Source organism: Pedobacter sp. 01T416_2 (assembly GCF_056398925.1).
The window spans coordinates 1-18,326 of sequence record NZ_JBFTQI010000021.1; the positions used below are offsets into that span (position 1 = coordinate 1).

Here is an 18,326-nt window from a genome sequence, read left to right on the forward strand (position 1 = left end):
GGTTAAAGGATTTTTGATATGGGTTTTTAGTCTGTTTTTCCTTTTTTATGTATTTATCATGTTTGGCTTCGGATTAATCCTTATTCCGTTGAATTTTATTGTGGCTTGGATGGTATTTAGGAGAAATTATTTGAATAATAATTGTATCGGTATTTGATGAAAAGATTTACCTACTACCATCGCCGTGCTGATCCGATAGCTATTGGATCAAGGTGACTGCGCGGATGTATATGTGGCCAAATGATATATTTTAATCGAAGTTTTTCTATTACTTCAGTTCATCTAATACCCTGAACAGCTTTTTGTTAATCCCGCTTCCACTATAGTTATTGATGTTAATAACGATTACATATTTATTACCTGCAGCATCAGTATGATAGCCTGCAAATGCCGAAACATCATTTATTGTTCCACTTTTAATTTTCATACCATTGTACTCGGGTAAGGCCTTATAATAATCTGCGAACCAGTTTTCTTTCTGGATCTGGAAAAGTATATCCGCCATTGCCGAAGTTGTTATTCTATCTCCCGGAGAAARTCCGCTACCATCAATAATGTTTAATGCCGTTTTATCAATGCCTTTATCGGCCCAGAAATTGATTTCGGTTTCCGCTCCTTTACTTGTTGTACCTGCTTTGCCTGATTTTATCGCAATGGTTTTTAAAAATGACTCGCCATATAAATTGATGCTTTTCTTTAAAAACCAGTAGGCCATCTCGCTTAAATTAGGCGAACTGATGGTGCTTATTTTCTGTGTAAGCGAAGGAATGACCTGATTGTTCAAGGTCATTAACCTTGCCGTTGTGGCTTGCTGACCAGTCGAAATACCCAATCTTTTTAAAGTATCCTGTAAACGGTAAGCGCAATCAAAAGCAGGGTCGGGGAGGGCTACAGAAATGCCTGTTTTGGCAATGCCTATTCCCCAGCTTCCGCGGAGGTAAGCAATATTACTGTAAGGTGGAAGAAAAGCGTAACTTCTATCGCCAGAACCCGGACTTCCGGTTTTTAGTTCATTTATGATCTGTACATAAGGCGTTGCCGGAACTGTTTTTACTACCTTAACTTCATCTGCTGTACTACTTCCAGGTTTCAAATGAATATCAAATTGATTTTCGCGCCAGGCTAAGCCAGAAGTCCCGGCACCATAATAATTGCCAATATCCTGCCAAACCCAACCCTCAGGCGTTGTTTGTGTGCCAAAAATGCGATCGTCGCCAATTATTGTGCCTTCAATTTTTTTGATTCCTGCAGATTTTACTGCAGTAACCCATTGTGTTAAAACAGCATTCTCTTTGTTCTGATATCGCCAGGAGCCCAAAGTTGGATCGCCACTGCCAATAATGATCAGGTTTCCTTTTAATATTCCATCTGTAGTAATTGTTCCAGTATAGGCCAATGTGGTTTGGAATTGAAAATCCTTCCCTAAAATACTGAAAGCCGTGGCTGCAGTTATGGTTTTTAAGGTTGAAGCCGTAGCCAGGCCGATCTGCTCATTTTTGGCATAAAGTGTTTTACCTGTATTGGCATCTAAAACGCAAAGTGAAGCAATGGCATGTTTTGCCTGCTCATCATTTAATAAATTATCGAAGGCTTTTTCGAGGTTCTGAATTCGATTTTGAGCAATTGCAGCTATGCCTGAGAAAAGAAATAAGGTTAATATTTTGAAAAATTTCATGTAAGGCAAAGATTATTTTATATCAGAAAATTAGTATAGTTAGATTTGTTTATAACGTTTGTATCGTTTGTGGGATATGCATCTAAAAACGTTGATGGAAACCTCACTTTTTTATTCTCGTTCCATTTTATCTCTATGGCATTTATTTTTCCATCAATTTCTTCTATTAAATCAATTTCCTGCTGTTGAAAGCTTCGCCAGAAATGATATTTAGCATGTTTTCTTTTGTTATTACTTGCTTTTATGTATTCCGAAACGATATAATTTTCAAAAAGCTGACCAGCATCCTGCCTCAGCGCAAGCATACTAAAGTTTTCGATCACTGCATTGCGGATCCCAGTATCATAGAAATATATTTTTTTGCTCTTTTTTATTTCATTCCGTAGGTTACTACTGTATGCCCCCAGCCTAAATACAACAAAACATTGCTCTAATAAATCGATATAACGCTCAACGGTTAGTTTATCGGCTTCAATCATCTGGCCAAGCTCGGTATACGAAACCTCATTACCAATTTGCAAGGCTAAGGCCTGCACTAATTTTTCGAGCTGCAAAGGCTTTCTGATGCCTGTAAGTGATAAAATATCTTTAAAAAGATAACTATTGGCCAAATTCATTAAGAGTTCTTTTTCTTCTCCTGGATAATTAATCGCATCGGGATAAGAGCCATAGATCAATCTTTTTTCCAATGCCTGTTCTTCGGTAAGGATATTGGTATCATCAACAAGCTCTGCTACCGAAAAAGGAAAAAGATGATATTCAAATTTTCTTCCCGTTAGCGATTCTTTTATACCAACAGCCAGATCTAATGATGAAGAGCCTGTAACCAAAAGTTGCACATTGGTAAAATTATCTACGATTAATTTTAATGTTAAACCGATATTCGCAACCCGTTGGGCTTCGTCGATAAAAATGAATTTATTTGAACCGACGATTGATTTTAGTCGCTCAATGCTAATGTCTGTTAATGCGGTGCGAACATTGGCTTCATCACAATTAAGAAAAACAAAGGGAAGTTCTGTTTTTTGTACCAATTGCTTTAACATAGTGGTTTTACCTACCTGCCTTGCGCCGGTAACTATAATTGCTTTTTGCTTGAAAAATTTTGATTCTATGTGCGTTTGCAGACTTCTAATTATCATTTCATTATATCGTATTCAATAACAAATATAATGAGAAATTTAATTGTAATCTCTTTTTTATATATAATTTAGTGATTACAATCCCTTTTTTATATATAATTTAGTGATTATAATCTTTTTTTTAGTTTTTATGTCGCAGCAAATTATCCATTAAACAGCTTGTTACGTTTAATTTCTTTTCCCTGCCTTAGCTTTACTGCATGATAGATGGTAGGTACATCGTTGGTCCATTTTTTTAGCGTGAAAACGATGGCAAGTATTTCTATTCGGGTTGCCAATCCGAGCCAAAAGCAAATTTCAAATAATACAACCGATTCGCAATGCACTATAATTTCGACCAAAGTGGCAAATATAGTCAACGTCCAGATTTTAGCGCCGATAGAATGGGTAGCGATTTCTTTTCTGAATTTGATATAACTTAATGCATAGGTTGAAACTTCGAAAGAACCAAGGACAATCAGTTTTACCAAGTTGACTTTGAAAAAATCAGGACATTGGATATAAGTAGCAACCGCAACCGAGATAAAAAATACCTGATCAATACTGGAGTCTAAACGTCGTAATTTTTCGGAGGAGATATTGAGTTTTCTGGCTATTATTCCATCAAATACATCTGTTAATAAACCGATCGATAATAATGTGATTGCAAGAAAAGAATAATGATTGACGTGGAAAAAGCTTAATAGAATTATTATAAAACCAATCAGTAACCTGGAATATATTAAAGCGATTGGAATATGTTTCATGGTGGAGAGCGGGTATAAAAAAAGTCCCCCGATTTTTACACCGGGGGACTTCTCTTGAGGTTATTAATTAAACTAATTCTTTCTGAATTAGATATTCGGCAATCTGAACGGCATTGGTTGCCGCGCCTTTGCGCAAGTTATCTGCAACAATCCAAAGATTTAAAGCTTTAGGCGCCGATTCGTCTCTACGGATACGGCCTACAAAAACTTCATCTTTTTCATGAGCATCTTTTGGCATTGGGTATTTTAAGTTGGCAACATCATCAACAACGATTATGCCTGGTGCTTTTTCTAAAATACTTCGCACTTCAGCTAAATCGAAGTCATTTTCGAACTCGATGTTTACCGATTCTGAGTGACCACCCATTACCGGGATACGAACTGTGGTAGCGGTAACTTTAATGCTATCGTCGCTCATGATTTTGTTCGTTTCCTTAACCATTTTCATTTCTTCTTTGGTATATCCGTTATCTGTGAAAACATCAATATGTGGAAGAACATTCAAATCAATTTCGTATGGATAAGCTTTAGGGCCATCAATGCCTTTACGCTCGTTCATTAATTGCTCAACGGCTTTAACACCTGTACCCGTAACTGATTGATAAGTAGAAACGATTACACGTTTAATTTTGTATTTATCGTGCAAAGGTTTTAAAACCACAACCATTTGAATGGTAGAACAGTTCGGGTTAGCAATGATTTTGTTATCGATAGAGAGTTCGTGTGCATTAACTTCTGGTACAATTAATTTAATTGCAGGATCCATTCTCCATGCAGAAGAGTTATCGATAACAGTTGTTCCGGCTTCTTTAAAACGTGGAGCATGCTCTAACGAAGTATTTCCACCTGCTGAAAACAAAGCGATATCTGGTTTCATGCTGATTGCAGTATCCATGCTAACAATTGGGAACTTCTTACCCTTAAAAGTAATTTCCTTGCCAACACTCTTTTCTGATGCTACGGGAATCAACTCTGTTAAAGGGAAATTTCTTTCCTCCAATACTTTTAACATGACAGTGCCTACCAATCCGGTGGCACCTACTACTGCTACTTTCATTTTAAATTTTAATTATATATTATTAAACATTTGATATAAGCCCAAATATGCTAAAAATTAAGCTTATATCCCCATTGTTACCAATTAAATTTGCTTTTAATATTTAAAATCTTACTTTTTCAGTAGAAAATAAGGTTAAAAAGATTAGGCATAATTCGATTTAGTTGTACTTGATGGGTATTAAATGAGAAGGTATATGATAACCTTAGGTTGTAGAGAGCACTACAACTAGTATGAGGCGTCACCCTGAATTTATTTCAGGGTCTGTTTCATAAGAAAGATGCTGAACTAAATTCAGCATGACGATCGGAGAGATTTAAACCTCGCAGGTTTTCGAAACCTGCGAGGTTTGGATAAGTTTTAAATCAAATTGGCTTTGATATAATCACAGCTTGTTTTGATCGAACCAACTGGATCAGGTTGGTAATTGGTTTCGTGCTCTACAAAGAAATGTTGCATGCCTGAAAGTTTTGCCTGAGCAAAAATGCTTTTAAAATCAATAGAACCTTTACCTACCTCGGTATTCCATTCAGGTTTGGCTTTGTCCATATCTTTAACATGCCACATTGGGAAACGGCCTGGATATTTTTTGAACAAAGCTAACGGATCGTTACCTGAGCGTACCACCCAGTATAAATCCATTTCGAAATTTACCAGATTTTTATCGGTTTCGCTTAAGTAAACATCGTAACCGGTAGTATCACCTAATTTTTTAAATTCGAAATCGTGGTTGTGGTAGGCGAATTTTAAACCAGATGCTTTTGCAATTTCGGCAACCTTATTAAAATCATCAGCGGTTTTCTTAAAGCCATCTACTCCTTTGCTCATATCTACGTGTGCACCAGCAATGGTAAAGTATTTACCACCAATTGCTGCTGAAGATTCGATATCGGCTTTTAACTTATCGGTTTTTCCGGTTTTTGAAAATTCATCCATTCCGTAATGTCCGCTTGGTGCTTTTAAACCGTTTGCATTTAATAATGCTTTAAATTCTTTTGGGGTTAAGCCCCAAAATTTTCCATTAGAAAAACCATAGGTTTCTACTTCTTTGTATCCGGCTTGTGCCACTTTTTCGATAATGCCTTTTACATCTTTTGGCAGCTCATTACGTAAAGAGTATAGTTGTAAGCCAATATTTTTATTTACTTTATCAAAGGCAAACGACGGAATTAATAATACCGCTCCGGCAGCTAATCCTGCCTGTTTTAAGAATGTTCTTCTTGAATTCATCTCTTAAATTTAAATAATTTCTTTTTTAATGTATGCACAGCTCGCTGCAACAGATTCCATTGGGTTTGGCTTGTAATTGGTTTCGTGTTCTATAAAGAAGTGTTTCATGCCCGAAAGTTTGGCATCAGCAAAAATAGGTTTGAAGTTGATAGAACCTGTTCCTACTTCAGCATTTAACGCTGGATTTGCTTTATCCATATCTTTAACATGCCACATGGTAAAACGGCCTGGATTTTCTTTAAATAGTTTGATCGGATCGTTTCCTGAACGAACTACCCAATATAAATCAAGTTCAAAATCAACAAGGTTTTTATCAGTTCCTTTTAGCAGGATTTCGTAACCAGTGGTATCACCTTGTTTCTCGAATTCGAAATTATGGTTGTGGTAAGCTAACCTGATACCCGCTTCTTTGGCCAATTTTCCGGCTTCGTTAATTTTAACCGCAATTTTTTTGTAGTCGTCGGCACTTTTTCTAATGCTTTCATCTAACCAGGGAATGGTTACATATTCGCTTCCAAGCACTTTGGCAGCAGCAATTGCTGCTTTTAATTCTTCAGTGTTTCCATCGGTTAAATAGCTGCCTAAACCGTAGTGACCGCTTGGTGCAGTTAATCCGTTATCATCAAGCAATTTTTTGAATTCGGCTGGTGTTAAGCCCCAAAATTGATCCTTTATCGAAAAACCGTAGGTTTCTACCTCTTTAAAGCCTGCTTTTGCCACTTTAGCTATGGTGCCTTTTACATCTTTCGGAAGTTCATCTCTTAAAGAATATAACTGCAGACCAACTGATTTTTTATCGGAAGCCACACAAGCAAATGATGGAACCAAAAGTGCTGCAGCTGCAGCCATACTACTGTTTAAAATAAAACTTCTTCTTGATAACATAGGTATATTTTTAGATGTCGCAAATAGAAACTGCCTTTTTTAGAGAGGCTATTTTATCTGCATTTTTAGGTATAAATTCTTGTGCAACGAAACCTTTAAAGCCAGTTTCGGCAATGGCTTTCATGATGGCAGGATAATATAATTCCTGTGTATCGTCTATCTCATTTCTACCCGGAACACCAGCGGTGTGATAGTGGGCGATGTATTGATGATATTCTCTGATGTTTCTAATTACATCACCTTCATCAATTTGCATGTGGTAGATATCGTATAACAATTTGAAGTTTTCAGATCCTAAACGTTTGCAAAGTTCAGCGCCCCATGAAGTTCTATCGCACTGGTAATCTTTATGGTTAATTTTGCTATTTAGCAACTCCATTACAAGTACCACATTGTGTTTTTCTGCCAAGGGCATTAACTGTTTTAATCCTTTCACGCAGTTGTTCCAACCTGTTTCATCATCTTTACCACGGCGGCTTCCACTAAAGCAGATTAAGTATTTGTAGCCGGCTTCGGCAACAAGTGGAATCATCGCGGTATAGTTTTGAATTAACTTTTCGTGGAATTTTTCGTCGTTAAAACCATCTGTTAAATTAATTTCGGCACCATTACACATGGTAGATTCTAATCCATGTTTCTTTAAAGTCGGCCAATCTTTTGGCCCAACTAAATCAATGCCTTTAATGCCGATCTTTTTAGCTTCAACACAAAGCGTTTCTACATCTAAACCGCTAAAACACCAACGGCAAACGGCATGATTGATATTTCCTTTTAGCCTTAATGGCTGATCTGATTCTGATTTATCCATTGCTAATGCTGAAAATCCTGAAGAAACACCAATCGCAGCAGTTCCTGCGATGATGTTCTTTAAAGCATTTCTTCTATTTACGTTCGACGCCATATTAAACAGTTTTAGGTTCTATTTCAGCCTTGGATTTATCGTTGAAAACCAATGCAAATAATAAAAATACCACTAATGCAATTCCTGCTGGGATAATCCAGATCATTTTCCAGTCCATTACGCCATCTGCTGCTTTGTAGGCATCAGAAATTTTACCTGCTACGGCAAATCCAATTAACATACCTACGCCGTAAGTAGCTAAGGTAATTAAGCCTTGGGCTGAGCTTTTAAAACGCTCGCCGGCTTTAGAGTTGGTATAAATCTGTCCTGAAACGAAAAAGAAATCGTAGCAAACACCGTGTAATGCAATTCCTAAAATTAGCATAAAACTCAGTTCGCCTGCATTTCCGTAAGCAAATAATGCATAACGTACTGCCCAAGCCAGCATGCCCACCAAGATGGTCATTTTAAAACCGAATCTTTTAAAGAATATTGGGATAAATAATAAGAAAATAACTTCTGAAGCCTGACCAATCGTCATTTTTCCCGTAGGGTTATCCATACCGATATTGGAAAGGAATGGATTTGCATTTTGGTAGTAAAAAGCCAGAGGGATACAGATCAAAATAGATGAAATAAAGAAAATCAAGAAGTTTCTGTCTTTCAAAAGTTTTAAAGCATCCAGACCTAATACATCAGAAACGGTAATTTTTTCGTCTGAAGATACCTTAGGTGGGGTCTTTGGTAAGGTAAAGCTGAATAAACCTAAAACTAAAGACACTATACCAGCCATTAAGAAAGTATTTTTCAATAAGCCAGCTTCTGTACCTTCTTTTGAATCCCAATGGAAGAAATAACTGATTAATAAACCTGCAGCAATCCAGCCTAAGGTACCCCATATGCGGATTGATGAAAACTCTTTCTCCGGATCTTTCATTTGATTGAAAGAAACTGAGTTTACCAAAGCCAGTGTTGGCATAAAAAGAATCATGTAGCCCAACACGTAAGGATAAAATATGCTTACATCTGTAGCATTATACATTTGGTACATCAATAGTGCTCCGACAATGTGCAGCACACCTAAAATGCGCTCAGCATTAAAATATCTGTCGGCAATTAAACCTACAATAAAAGGAGCAATGATAGCGCCCCATGATTGGGTTGAAAATACAGCTCCGGTTTCTGAGCCCGTGGCTTTAAGGTTGTTTCCTAAGAAAGTTCCAAGTGTTACAAACCAGGCGCCCCAGATAAAAAATTCCAGGAACATCATGGCAGAGAGTTTAAAGCGAGTAGTGCTATTCATTTGGCTTATATAAGGTTGTTTAAGGTTAAAGGTATAGGGTGTAAGGTTAATGCGAAAGCGGATAAACTTTATGCTTTCCCGCTTTCTAACTCAAATGTCTGGTTTAAGCGAAAGACAAGAAACCTTCAGCTTCTACCTTACGCCTTAAACCTCAATTATAGTTCTTTAATAGAGATGTTTTTGTACCAAACCTCATCTCCGTGATCTTGTAAGGCAATTTTGCCTGTTTTAAAAGTTCCCCAGTTTTCCCATGTTGCAAATTTGCTGCCCGCAACAATTTTTTTCCAGTTATCATCCCAAAGCGTGGTTTTTACTACTTCAACACCGTTTAAAATTAGTGTTAATTTGCCCTTTTTACTGATGATTTCTGCTTTATTCCATTCGCCAACAGCTTTAACTGGCTCTGATGAACTTTTTACCAGATCGTACAAATCGCCGGCACGGTGTTTAGTGATTTTTCCATCTGGGTGGCCATCATTATCAATAACCTGCATTTCTAAACCTGTAGAATAGGTAGCATGGTATTTAGGTTCTTCGTGAACATAAAAAATTAAACCGCTATTTGCTTTTGGAGCCACTTTCCATTCATATTTTAAATGGAAATCGCCGTATTCCTTATCAGTAACCAAATCGCCGCCACCGTCTTTACCTTTAGTAGCTAAATCTAAATGAAGGGCACCATCCTGAACCTGCCAGGCGCTACCAACCGTAGTTTTGTTGTAAGTATGCCAGCCTGTTGTTGTTTTACCATCAAAAAGTGGCTTAAAGCCCTTTTGGGCCTTTGATATTTGTGTTAAGCTTAACAAAATGCAAGCAGAAAGAAAGATTTTTTTCATTTTTTTGAATTTAAACCTCGCAGGTTTTTAAAACCTGCGAGGTTTGTAGATGTGTTTTTATTAAAGCGTTAAATTGTTCCAGCCTTTGCGGTATTCGCGTTTTACAAACTGGTTTGCTTCGTCAAAATTGGTGACTTTCATATTGTCGTTATCCCAAAGCATTTTAGTGTACCGGCCTGGGTAAGTAGTTTTGCCGTTTACCGTTTTTTGGATATCAAAACTTCTGATTGCCAAATTTGCCATCAGTAAAGCTTCAGTTAATGGACCTGCAATTTCGAAAGGAGAACTTACTTCCTGCTTGCCATAACCTGCAATTGCAGCTTCAACCCATTGTTTATAGTGCCCGTTTGCACCATCTGGTACGCGAGCGTATTTTGGTGCAACTTTAATGTCTTTGTTTTTACTTAAAGGCAATAATTTCGGATTGGCACTATACGTTTCAGACATCATTTTACCTTTAGTTCCGATAAACAAGGTACCATTACCACCATCGCCAAAAGTTTCGTTTGCTTCTAATTCTTCAGGGCGTTCTGGTTGGATACCACCATCCATCCAGTGTAAGGTAACATCACCTTTTGTTTTATCTGTTTTCGGGAATTTCAAGGTAACATGGCTTGATGGAGGGCAGCTTTCAGGGAAATAACCACGTTTAAATTCATCTACATAAACAGAACCTACACTGGCCTGAACTTCTTTTGCGTATTTTAAGTTTAATACGCTAAATGGAGCTTCGATTAAGTGACAACCCATATCGCCCAAGGCACCAGTGCCATAATCCCACCAGCCACGCCAGTTAAAAGGAACCAATTTGTCAATATAATCTTTTTCAGGCGCAGTACCTAGCCATAAATTCCAATCCAATTCGGCGGGGATTTCGGCTTTTTTTGTAGGGCGAGGAATGCCTTGCGGCCAAACCGGTCTATCAGTCCACGCGTAAACTGTATGTACATCGCCAATTAAACCAGCTTCGTACCATTCTTTCATTTGGCGCGGACCATCGTTTGATGCACCTTGATTTCCCATTTGGGTTACCACTTTATATTTTTTTGCAGCAGCGGTTAGAATCCGAGCCTCATAAATATCATGTGTTAAAGGTTTCTGCACATAAACGTGTTTGCCCAATTGCATAGCTGCTAAAGCCTGGATAGCATGATTATGATCAGGAGTAGAAACAGATACAGCGTCGAAATTTTTATGTTCTTTATCTAACATTTCGCGCCAATCTTTATAGTATTTTGCTTTAGGGAAAGCTTTAACACTATTTGCTGCACGGCGATCGTCTACATCACATAAAAAAGCAATGTCTGCTTTTCCGCTTTTGTAAAACATGCTTAAATCGCTTTGGCCTTTTCCGCCAACACCAATACCGGCAACCAATAAACGATCGCTTGGTGCCAGATAACCGGGGCCACCTAAAACATGGCGGGGCACGATCATAAACGCAGCAGCGGCAATAGCTGTGGTCTTAATAAAATCACGGCGGTTACTCGTGTTTTTATTTTCTTGCTCTGTTTTCATATAAGTAAATCGATTTGCTAACTGGGTCGATTATTTTTTCTTTAAGGATAAGATATACTTTACCATTAATTTTGCATCGTCTTTTTTAAGTGTAGCATGAGCGGTCATTGGCATATTGCCCCAAACTCCCGTTCCACCTTTAATAATCTTATCAGCTAACATGTTGATATTTTTCTCAGTAGCCGGATATTTTTTTGCAACTTCTACGTATGCAGGGCCAATAATTTTGTTGGTCTTGTTATGGCAACCAAGGCAATCAGATTTGTTGATCAGTTTTTCACCTGGGTTTGACTGCAAAGCAGCATGATTGGTTAATGTTGCTGTCGCAACCACAGTTTTCTCCTTCGTTAAATCGGCTTTTGAAAACGACGCCATAAAAATGACTACAGCGCCTAAAATTAAAAATGTTTTTTTCATGTGTGTTGTGTTGTTTTTAATTGCATTCAAGCTTGCATAAGCGGTAATATTTATTCGTTGTTGCTTATGCAGGTTTTCATTCTGTGTGTGTTTTGTGTTTTGTTAATCTTATAATCCTAATATTTTTTTATTGAAAGCGCTATCACTACCCGATGCTGCAAAATCGTCAAATGCTTTATCGGTTACGTTAATGATGTTCTTTTTAATAAATTCTGCGCCTTCGCGGGCACCATCTTGCTGGTTTTTGATACAGCACTCCCATTCCATAACGGCCCAACCTTTAAAATCATATTGCGCCAATTTACTAAAAATGGTTTTAAAATCAACCTGACCATCACCTGGTGAGCGGTAACGACCGGCTCGGTTTGCCCAACTCTGGTATCCACCAAAAGTGCCTTGTTTGCCTGTAGGGTTAAATTCTGCATCTTTAACGTGGAACGCTTTTATGCGTTCGTGGTAAAAATCGATGTATTGAATGTAATCCAATTGTTGCAACACAAAGTGAGATGGATCATACAATAAGCATGCCCGAGGGTGATTATTTACTGCAGCGAGGAACATTTCGTAGGTTTCGCCATCAAATAAATCTTCTCCTGGGTGTATTTCGTAGCAAACATCGACGCCACATTGGTCGAATTCGTTTAAAATTGGTGTCCAGCGTTTTGCCAATTCTGCAAAACCTTCTTCAACCAATCCTGCCGGGCGCTGTGGCCAGGGATGGAAATATTGCCACAATAATGAACCACTAAATGTAGCATGTGCATTTAAACCTAAGTTTTGAGAAGCTTTAGCTGCATATTTCATTTGCTGCACCGCCCATTCTGTTCTTGCTTTTGGATTTTTGTGTACTTCTTTTGGTGCAAAAGCATCAAACAGGTCATCGTAAGCAGGGTGTACCGCAACCAATTGACCTTGTAAGTGTGTAGAAAGTTCAGTAATTTCTAGGCCATAAGAAGCTATTTTTCCTTTCAGTTCATCTGCATAGGTTTTGCTTTCAGCAGCTTTTTGAAGATCGATAAATCTTGTATCTAAGGTTGGCATCTGAATACCTTTAAAACCTAAACCTGCTGCCCATTTACAAATACTGTCTAGGGAGTTAAATGGGGCCTCATCGCTTATAAATTGTGCTAAAAATACTGCTGGTCCTTTTATCGTTGTCATGCTCGCTTGTTATAATTTATAATCTAACCACTTTTGGTCTGATTGGCTAGAAGCCACTACATTTTCGATAAATGCCATTCCTCTAATTCCATCTTCAGTACTTGGAAAGTCTAACATTGCAGCAGTAGGCTGCTCGTTGTTCAACTTCGCATCTACTGTTAATGCAAAGTTTTTATAAATATTGGCAAATGCTTCTAAGTAACCTTCTGGGTGACCACCAGGAGTTCGGGTATTGTGCTGTGCGAAACTGCCCATATAACCGTTGCCTGTTCTGTAAATTTGAGCAGGAGCATTTAACCATTTTACAATTAAGGTGTTCGGCTCCATCTGGTGCCATTCCATGCCACCTTTTTCGCCATATACTTTAATCTTCAATGCATTTTCTTCTCCGGCAGCAATTTGCGAAGCTACAAGAACACCATTGGCACCATTATCGAATTTTAATAATACGTTTCCATCGTCATCAATAGCTCTACCTGGAACAACAATGCTTAAATCAGCACAGATTTTAGTAATTTTTAAACCAGAAATATACTCTGCTAAATGAGCGGCATGTGTACCGATATCGCCCATACTACCGCTTTTTCCGGTTTTAGATGGATCAGTGCGCCAGGCTGCCTGTGCATTTCCTTCGCGTTCTGATAAGGTGCTTAACCAGCCTTGAGGGTATTCGACCATGATTTTTCTGATTGCGCCTAAAGCACCTTCGCTAACCATTTGTTTGGCCTGTTTAACCATTGGGTAACCAGAGTAGGTATGCGTTAAGCATAGTGTTAAGCCAGTTTCTTCTACTTTGGCTTTTAGCTGCTTTGCTTCTTCCAAAGTTAAAGTCATTGGTTTTTCAATCACCACGTTAAAACCCTTATCCAAAGCCATCATTGCAGGAGCAAAGTGAGCAAAGTTAGGGGTAACGATGGTTACAAAGTCAATTCTTTCATCTGCTGGCAACTCACTTTCCTTCGTCAGCATTTCTTCGTAATTGGTGTAGATTCTGTTATCCGGAAGAAAAAGTAGTTTTCCAGATTCGTATCCAATTTCAGGATTTACACTTAAAGCTCCGGCAGATAATTCAATAAGGCCATCCATATTGGCAGCCAAACGGTGTACGGCACCGATAAAAGCGTCTTTTCCACCGCCTATCATGCCCATTCTTAATTTTCTTTTCATTTTTATAAAAGGTGTGAGGCGTAAGGTGTAAGGCTTAGGGCAATTTCCCTTTACCTTAAACCTTACGCCTTTTACCTTGTCTAGATGTTCTTTTTCTTTAATTCTTTTACAGCGTAATCGCAGGCACGGGCAGTTAAAGCCATAAATGTTAACGATGGGTTTTGGCAAGCGATTGATGGCATACAAGACCCATCAGTTACAAAAACATTATTTACTTCGTGCATCTGGTTCCATTTATTCAGTACAGAAGTTTTGGGATCATTACCCATTCTTGCAGTACCCATTTCGTGGATCGCCATACCTGGATAACAGCCATTATCGAATGTTTTAATGTTTTTCATACCAGCCTTTTCTAACATTTCGGCGGCATCATTCATCATATCCACACGCATTTTTTTCTCGTTCTCTTTGTACTCGCAATCGATAGCCAGTACGGGTTGTCCCCATTTATCTTTTTTGGTTTTATCGATGTATACCTTGTTTTCGTAATAAGGTAACATCTCTCCAAAACCGCCCAAGCCCATAGACCATTTGCCTGGAGTGGTCATTTTTTGTTTTAAATCTGCTCCGAAAGACAATTCAGCAACATCATCTTGCCAATTTGATCTGCTTGCACCGCCCTGGTAACCGAAACCACGCAGATAATCGCGTTTATCGTTGCCGATATTCTGATACCTAGGCACATAGATTCCGTTTGCACGGCGCCCATAAGTGTATTTGTCATCAAAACCTTCGGCCTCTCCAGATGCTCCGCAACGGAAATGGTGATCCATTAAATTGTGTCCTAACTGACCACTTCCATTACCCAATCCATTTGGGTGTGCTTCTGATGTAGAGTTTAATAAAACAAAGGTTGAACCTAGCGTAGAACCATTTACAAAAACGATTTTAGCATAAAATTCCATCGTTTTGTTGGTTTCTGCATCAATAACCATTACACCTTTGGCTTTTTTAGTGTCTTTATCATAAATAATATGATTTACGATAGAGTATGGTCTTAACGTTAAACGTTTAGTTGCCATAGCTGCAGGCAGTGTAGAAGATTGTGTACTGAAATAAGCGCCAAACGGACAGCCCCGGCTACATAAATTTCTGTACTGGCAATTGCCACGGCCTTTATGTGGCACAGTTAGATTGGCAACACGGCCAATCATCATAATCCGTTCTCTTTTATAATGCTCTTCGATACGTGCTTTAACGGATTTTTCTACAATATTTAAATCCATTGGCGGTAAAAACTGTCCGTCAGGGCAGGTAGACCAGTTTTCTTTTGAACCACTGATCCCCGCAAAACGTTCTGCATAATCGTACCATGGCGAAAGTTCTGCATAACGAACAGGCCAATCGGCTCCGTGTCCATCTTTTGCATTGTCTTCAAAATTATGATCACTAAATCTATAACTCTGGCGGCCCCACATTAACGATTTTCCTCCAACGTGGAAACCACGGTACCAATCGAAACGTTTATCTTCCGTATATGGACACTCTAAATCGTTTACCCACCATTTTTCATTTGCTTCCTGGTAAGGATAATCTCTTTTTTGTACCGGGTGAGTACGTTTTTGCTCTTCGGTAAGTTTTCCGGCATGTTTAAAATCCCATGGATTTTTCATTGCCGTTTCGTAACCGGTAATGTGCTCAATGTTCATTCCTCTTTCGAGCATCAACACGCGTAAGCCCTTTTCTGTAAGTTCTTTGGCAGCCCAGCCACCGCTAATTCCCGATCCTATAACAATAGCATCGTAAGTATTTTCTGCTTTTAAATTTGTATTTAAATTCATGATGTTTTGTTGTTGTTTTAGAAATTAGGTTGCCCAAGATTTTTGACCTGGTTTTAATGGCGCATTGCCATCATACCGGCCTGGAATAAGCACATATTCGCGTGCTTTGGTACAACCAATTTCTGAAGAATAATAACCAAGTAAGGTTAAATCTCTTGCGGTAATAAAAAAGTAAGCTAAATCTTTATTCTCTTCTGATTTGCTCGCTTTTTGGGCAAGCGCGATTGCCCTTAAATCAATCATTAGTTTTTTACGATCGGCTGGTGTTAAAGTGATATAACTTTTACCAAAATCTTTCATTGATTTAGCCTGAAGATCTTTAAACCCTTGCGCAAATGAGGTTTGCATAGTGGCAGGGTAACAATCTTTCATCATCATCGGGATAAACTTCCCTAAACCTGCAGCCTTGGCGCCAGCAGATGATTTGGTAGTGGGAACAATAATATCAGCGAATTCAGCAAAAATTTTTTCGTCTTCCAGTGAATAGAGGACAAAGTTCTTTTCGTTTTCCGGTAGCGTAAAACTTTCAAATAAAACGCCCATTGTACTTGCTGAGATTGCTCCACCCAGCAAAAATGCAACGTTCTTGAGTGCTTCTCTTCTGTGCATCGTCTTTATGATTTTATATATTGGTTACTTATGTGTTGAATTAGTAATATTAGAAAAAATATAACGGAAAGAATAACTTTTTTAAGTTAAATTATCGGTATGCAATGTGATTGTTACTGAATAGAATTGTTCTAAATAAATGATTTTTTGCCGCTCTATTGTGGTTTAGACTGTGTTTTTATGTCGATTTTACTTGGTGTAAAAAGTACATTTAGTATTGGTAAAAATATTATTTACTAATAAATCTTAAAACACCGATTTTTTAAGGAGAAAATCTGCTTAAAGTAGATTTTTTTTGATGTAGTTATAGCTTTCGGCTATACTCTCATAAGGTGCTTTCCTGATGATGTCCTGTTCTGTAAAAATATAATCTACTCCAGCCAATTTAGAAGCAGCAAAAATGCGCTTGAAATCGATCCTGCCAGACCCCACTTCCACGAAAACTGCTTTGTCTGTTTTATCCATATCCTTAACATGGAACATTTTATAACGGCCTGGATTTTTCTTGAACATATCAACAGGATTTAAACCTGCATTTACCGCCCAAAAGATATCGAGTTCAAAACCAACCAGTTCGGCATCGGTCTCAGCGAGCAGGATTGCGTAGCCTGTAGCCCCGTTGCCCTGATCTTTAAATTCGAAGTTATGGTTGTGATAAGCTAATTTCAATCCTGACTTTTGGYAAAGCTCGGCCGCTTGGTTAAATTTTGAGGCCATGCGCTTGTAATCATCTAATGTTCCATTGGCCCTGATATCGGTAGGCAAAGCTGGGATAACGAAATATTTCTGGTCAACGGTGGCTGCGGTTTCGATGTGCGATTTTAGCACTTTATCGTCGCCTGAGGATAAAAACTCAGTTACATTATAATGGCCGCTGGGAGAGGTGAGGCCATTTGCTTTTAATAAGGTATTAAAGTCTTTTGCTTCCAAACCCCAAAAACCTTTCACTTCGTATTTGCCAGGATAACCGTAATAGGTTTCTACCTGGCTATAACCGATTTTAGCTACCTGTTCTATGGTCGCTTTTACATCTGCAGTTAACTGCTCCCTTAAAGTGAAAAGTCCGATTCCGATTTTTGAAACTTTAGCAGACTCAGCTAACGCTGTTGTAACTAATGATGGACTTAAAAAAGCTGCTGCACCAGCAAGGCTTACCTTTTGTAAAAATGATCTTCTTGTTGTCATGATGTTTTAGAATTAAAAAACCGGAGCGTAAACTCCGGTTTTATTTGTTAGAATGAATAAGCTAATGATCCCCAGAAGGTACGTTGAAGTAATGTTCTGCCAATCATTAATGTGCCAGGGGTTATGGTTGAGAAATCTCTGAACTGATCTCCTCGAACATCGCCCTCTGTCAGCACTTTTGCATTTAACAAGTTGTCTGCCCAAAATCTTATCGAAATCTTTTTAGTAAAATTATATCCTGCCCCAGCTTTCATTACTACATAAGCAGGTAGTTTATAGCTATCGCTAGGAGAGGTGAAGCGGCTACCTACGTAATTTGCTGCTACATATAGGTTAAAGTTTTTGTAGTCGTAATTGGCGCCAAGTTCGGTGTTGAGTACAGGAACACGTTCGGTCCTTTTGCCGGTGAAGCTATAGATCCGATTGCCGAATTCGGCTGCAACAGCGGCGTTGTTACTCGTGTTTGCTTCGTAATCGGTGTATTTAGAATCCTGCAATGTTCCGGTTAAACGTAAGCTTAGTGGTTTAGCAATTTTGTAAGAAACCTCATACTCGGCACTCCAGGTACGTGTAGAACCAAATGCCACCAATGCCTGTAAACCTGAAGCAACTGTTGGAACATTAATGGTTAATGACGTGTTTTTAATTGCCGAATAACTTCCAGATGCGAAAATGGCCAAGTTATTTTTAGCGTATTTAAAACCCACTTCGCCCAAATAAACCGGGCGTTTTTTAATGTTTACAGGGTTATAGGCTGATGCATTATAGTCGCC

The 18,326-nt window shown here is 38.4% G+C and carries 17 protein-coding genes; all 17 read right to left on the reverse strand.

Features of this window, described 5'->3' with window-relative positions; translation table 11 throughout:
- Positions 1-268 precede the first annotated feature (268 nt).
- Positions 269-1,675: a D-alanyl-D-alanine carboxypeptidase/D-alanyl-D-alanine endopeptidase gene (dacB, locus tag AC1DPQ_RS01945; protein ID WP_477607698.1), complete on the reverse strand. Its 1,407-nt coding sequence runs from the start codon at positions 1,673-1,675 to the stop codon at positions 269-271.
- 17 nt (positions 1,676-1,692) lie between these two features.
- Positions 1,693-2,817: an ATP-binding protein gene (locus AC1DPQ_RS01950; RefSeq protein ID WP_477607700.1), complete on the reverse strand. Its 1,125-nt coding sequence runs from the start codon at positions 2,815-2,817 to the stop codon at positions 1,693-1,695.
- A gap of 143 nt (positions 2,818-2,960) precedes the next feature.
- Complete coding sequence (locus AC1DPQ_RS01955) at positions 2,961-3,563, reverse strand: CDP-alcohol phosphatidyltransferase family protein (RefSeq protein WP_477580766.1); 603 nt, start codon at positions 3,561-3,563, stop codon at positions 2,961-2,963.
- A 67-nt stretch (positions 3,564-3,630) separates the two neighbouring features.
- The gene (locus AC1DPQ_RS01960) at positions 3,631-4,620 is read right to left on the reverse strand and encodes an aspartate-semialdehyde dehydrogenase (RefSeq protein WP_029274013.1); all 990 of its coding nucleotides are present in this window, start codon (positions 4,618-4,620) and stop codon (positions 3,631-3,633) included.
- 360 nt (positions 4,621-4,980) lie between these two features.
- Positions 4,981-5,850 carry a TIM barrel protein gene (locus tag AC1DPQ_RS01965; protein ID WP_477580769.1) on the reverse strand — a complete coding sequence of 290 codons (870 nt, stop codon included), beginning with the start codon at positions 5,848-5,850 and terminating at the stop codon, positions 4,981-4,983.
- A gap of 9 nt (positions 5,851-5,859) precedes the next feature.
- On the reverse strand, positions 5,860-6,735 hold the full coding sequence (locus AC1DPQ_RS01970) for a sugar phosphate isomerase/epimerase family protein (protein WP_215131348.1): 876 nt from the start codon (positions 6,733-6,735) through the stop codon (positions 5,860-5,862).
- Between the two features lie 10 nt (positions 6,736-6,745).
- Positions 6,746-7,636 carry a hydroxypyruvate isomerase family protein gene (locus tag AC1DPQ_RS01975; RefSeq protein ID WP_477580773.1) on the reverse strand — a complete coding sequence of 297 codons (891 nt, stop codon included), beginning with the start codon at positions 7,634-7,636 and terminating at the stop codon, positions 6,746-6,748.
- A 1-nt stretch (position 7,637) separates the two neighbouring features.
- Positions 7,638-8,879, reverse strand: coding sequence for a nucleoside permease (locus AC1DPQ_RS01980; RefSeq protein WP_477580775.1), 1,242 nt, complete (start codon positions 8,877-8,879; stop codon positions 7,638-7,640).
- A 155-nt stretch (positions 8,880-9,034) separates the two neighbouring features.
- Entirely contained in the window at positions 9,035-9,715 is a 681-nt protein-coding gene (locus tag AC1DPQ_RS01985) for a 3-keto-disaccharide hydrolase (protein WP_477580777.1), read from the reverse strand.
- 60 nt (positions 9,716-9,775) lie between these two features.
- Complete coding sequence (locus AC1DPQ_RS01990) at positions 9,776-11,233, reverse strand: Gfo/Idh/MocA family protein (RefSeq protein WP_477580779.1); 1,458 nt, start codon at positions 11,231-11,233, stop codon at positions 9,776-9,778.
- A gap of 30 nt (positions 11,234-11,263) precedes the next feature.
- On the reverse strand, positions 11,264-11,650 hold the full coding sequence (locus AC1DPQ_RS01995) for a c-type cytochrome (protein ID WP_477607703.1): 387 nt from the start codon (positions 11,648-11,650) through the stop codon (positions 11,264-11,266).
- A gap of 108 nt (positions 11,651-11,758) precedes the next feature.
- The gene (locus AC1DPQ_RS02000; protein ID WP_029274021.1) at positions 11,759-12,811 is read right to left on the reverse strand and encodes a sugar phosphate isomerase/epimerase family protein; all 1,053 of its coding nucleotides are present in this window, start codon (positions 12,809-12,811) and stop codon (positions 11,759-11,761) included.
- Between the two features lie 9 nt (positions 12,812-12,820).
- A complete protein-coding gene (locus AC1DPQ_RS02005) occupies positions 12,821-13,978 on the reverse strand; it encodes a Gfo/Idh/MocA family protein (protein ID WP_230149676.1) in 1,158 nt (385 codons plus the stop codon).
- 80 nt (positions 13,979-14,058) lie between these two features.
- The gene (locus AC1DPQ_RS02010) at positions 14,059-15,759 is read right to left on the reverse strand and encodes a GMC oxidoreductase (protein ID WP_477580784.1); all 1,701 of its coding nucleotides are present in this window, start codon (positions 15,757-15,759) and stop codon (positions 14,059-14,061) included.
- A 24-nt stretch (positions 15,760-15,783) separates the two neighbouring features.
- Positions 15,784-16,368, reverse strand: coding sequence for a gluconate 2-dehydrogenase subunit 3 family protein (locus AC1DPQ_RS02015; RefSeq protein ID WP_029274024.1), 585 nt, complete (start codon positions 16,366-16,368; stop codon positions 15,784-15,786).
- A gap of 279 nt (positions 16,369-16,647) precedes the next feature.
- Positions 16,648-17,553, reverse strand: coding sequence for a TIM barrel protein (locus AC1DPQ_RS02020; RefSeq protein WP_477607704.1), 906 nt, complete (start codon positions 17,551-17,553; stop codon positions 16,648-16,650).
- A 47-nt stretch (positions 17,554-17,600) separates the two neighbouring features.
- The coding region (locus tag AC1DPQ_RS02025) for a TonB-dependent receptor domain-containing protein (protein WP_477607706.1) at positions 17,601-18,326 on the reverse strand (726 nt) is incomplete at its 5' end.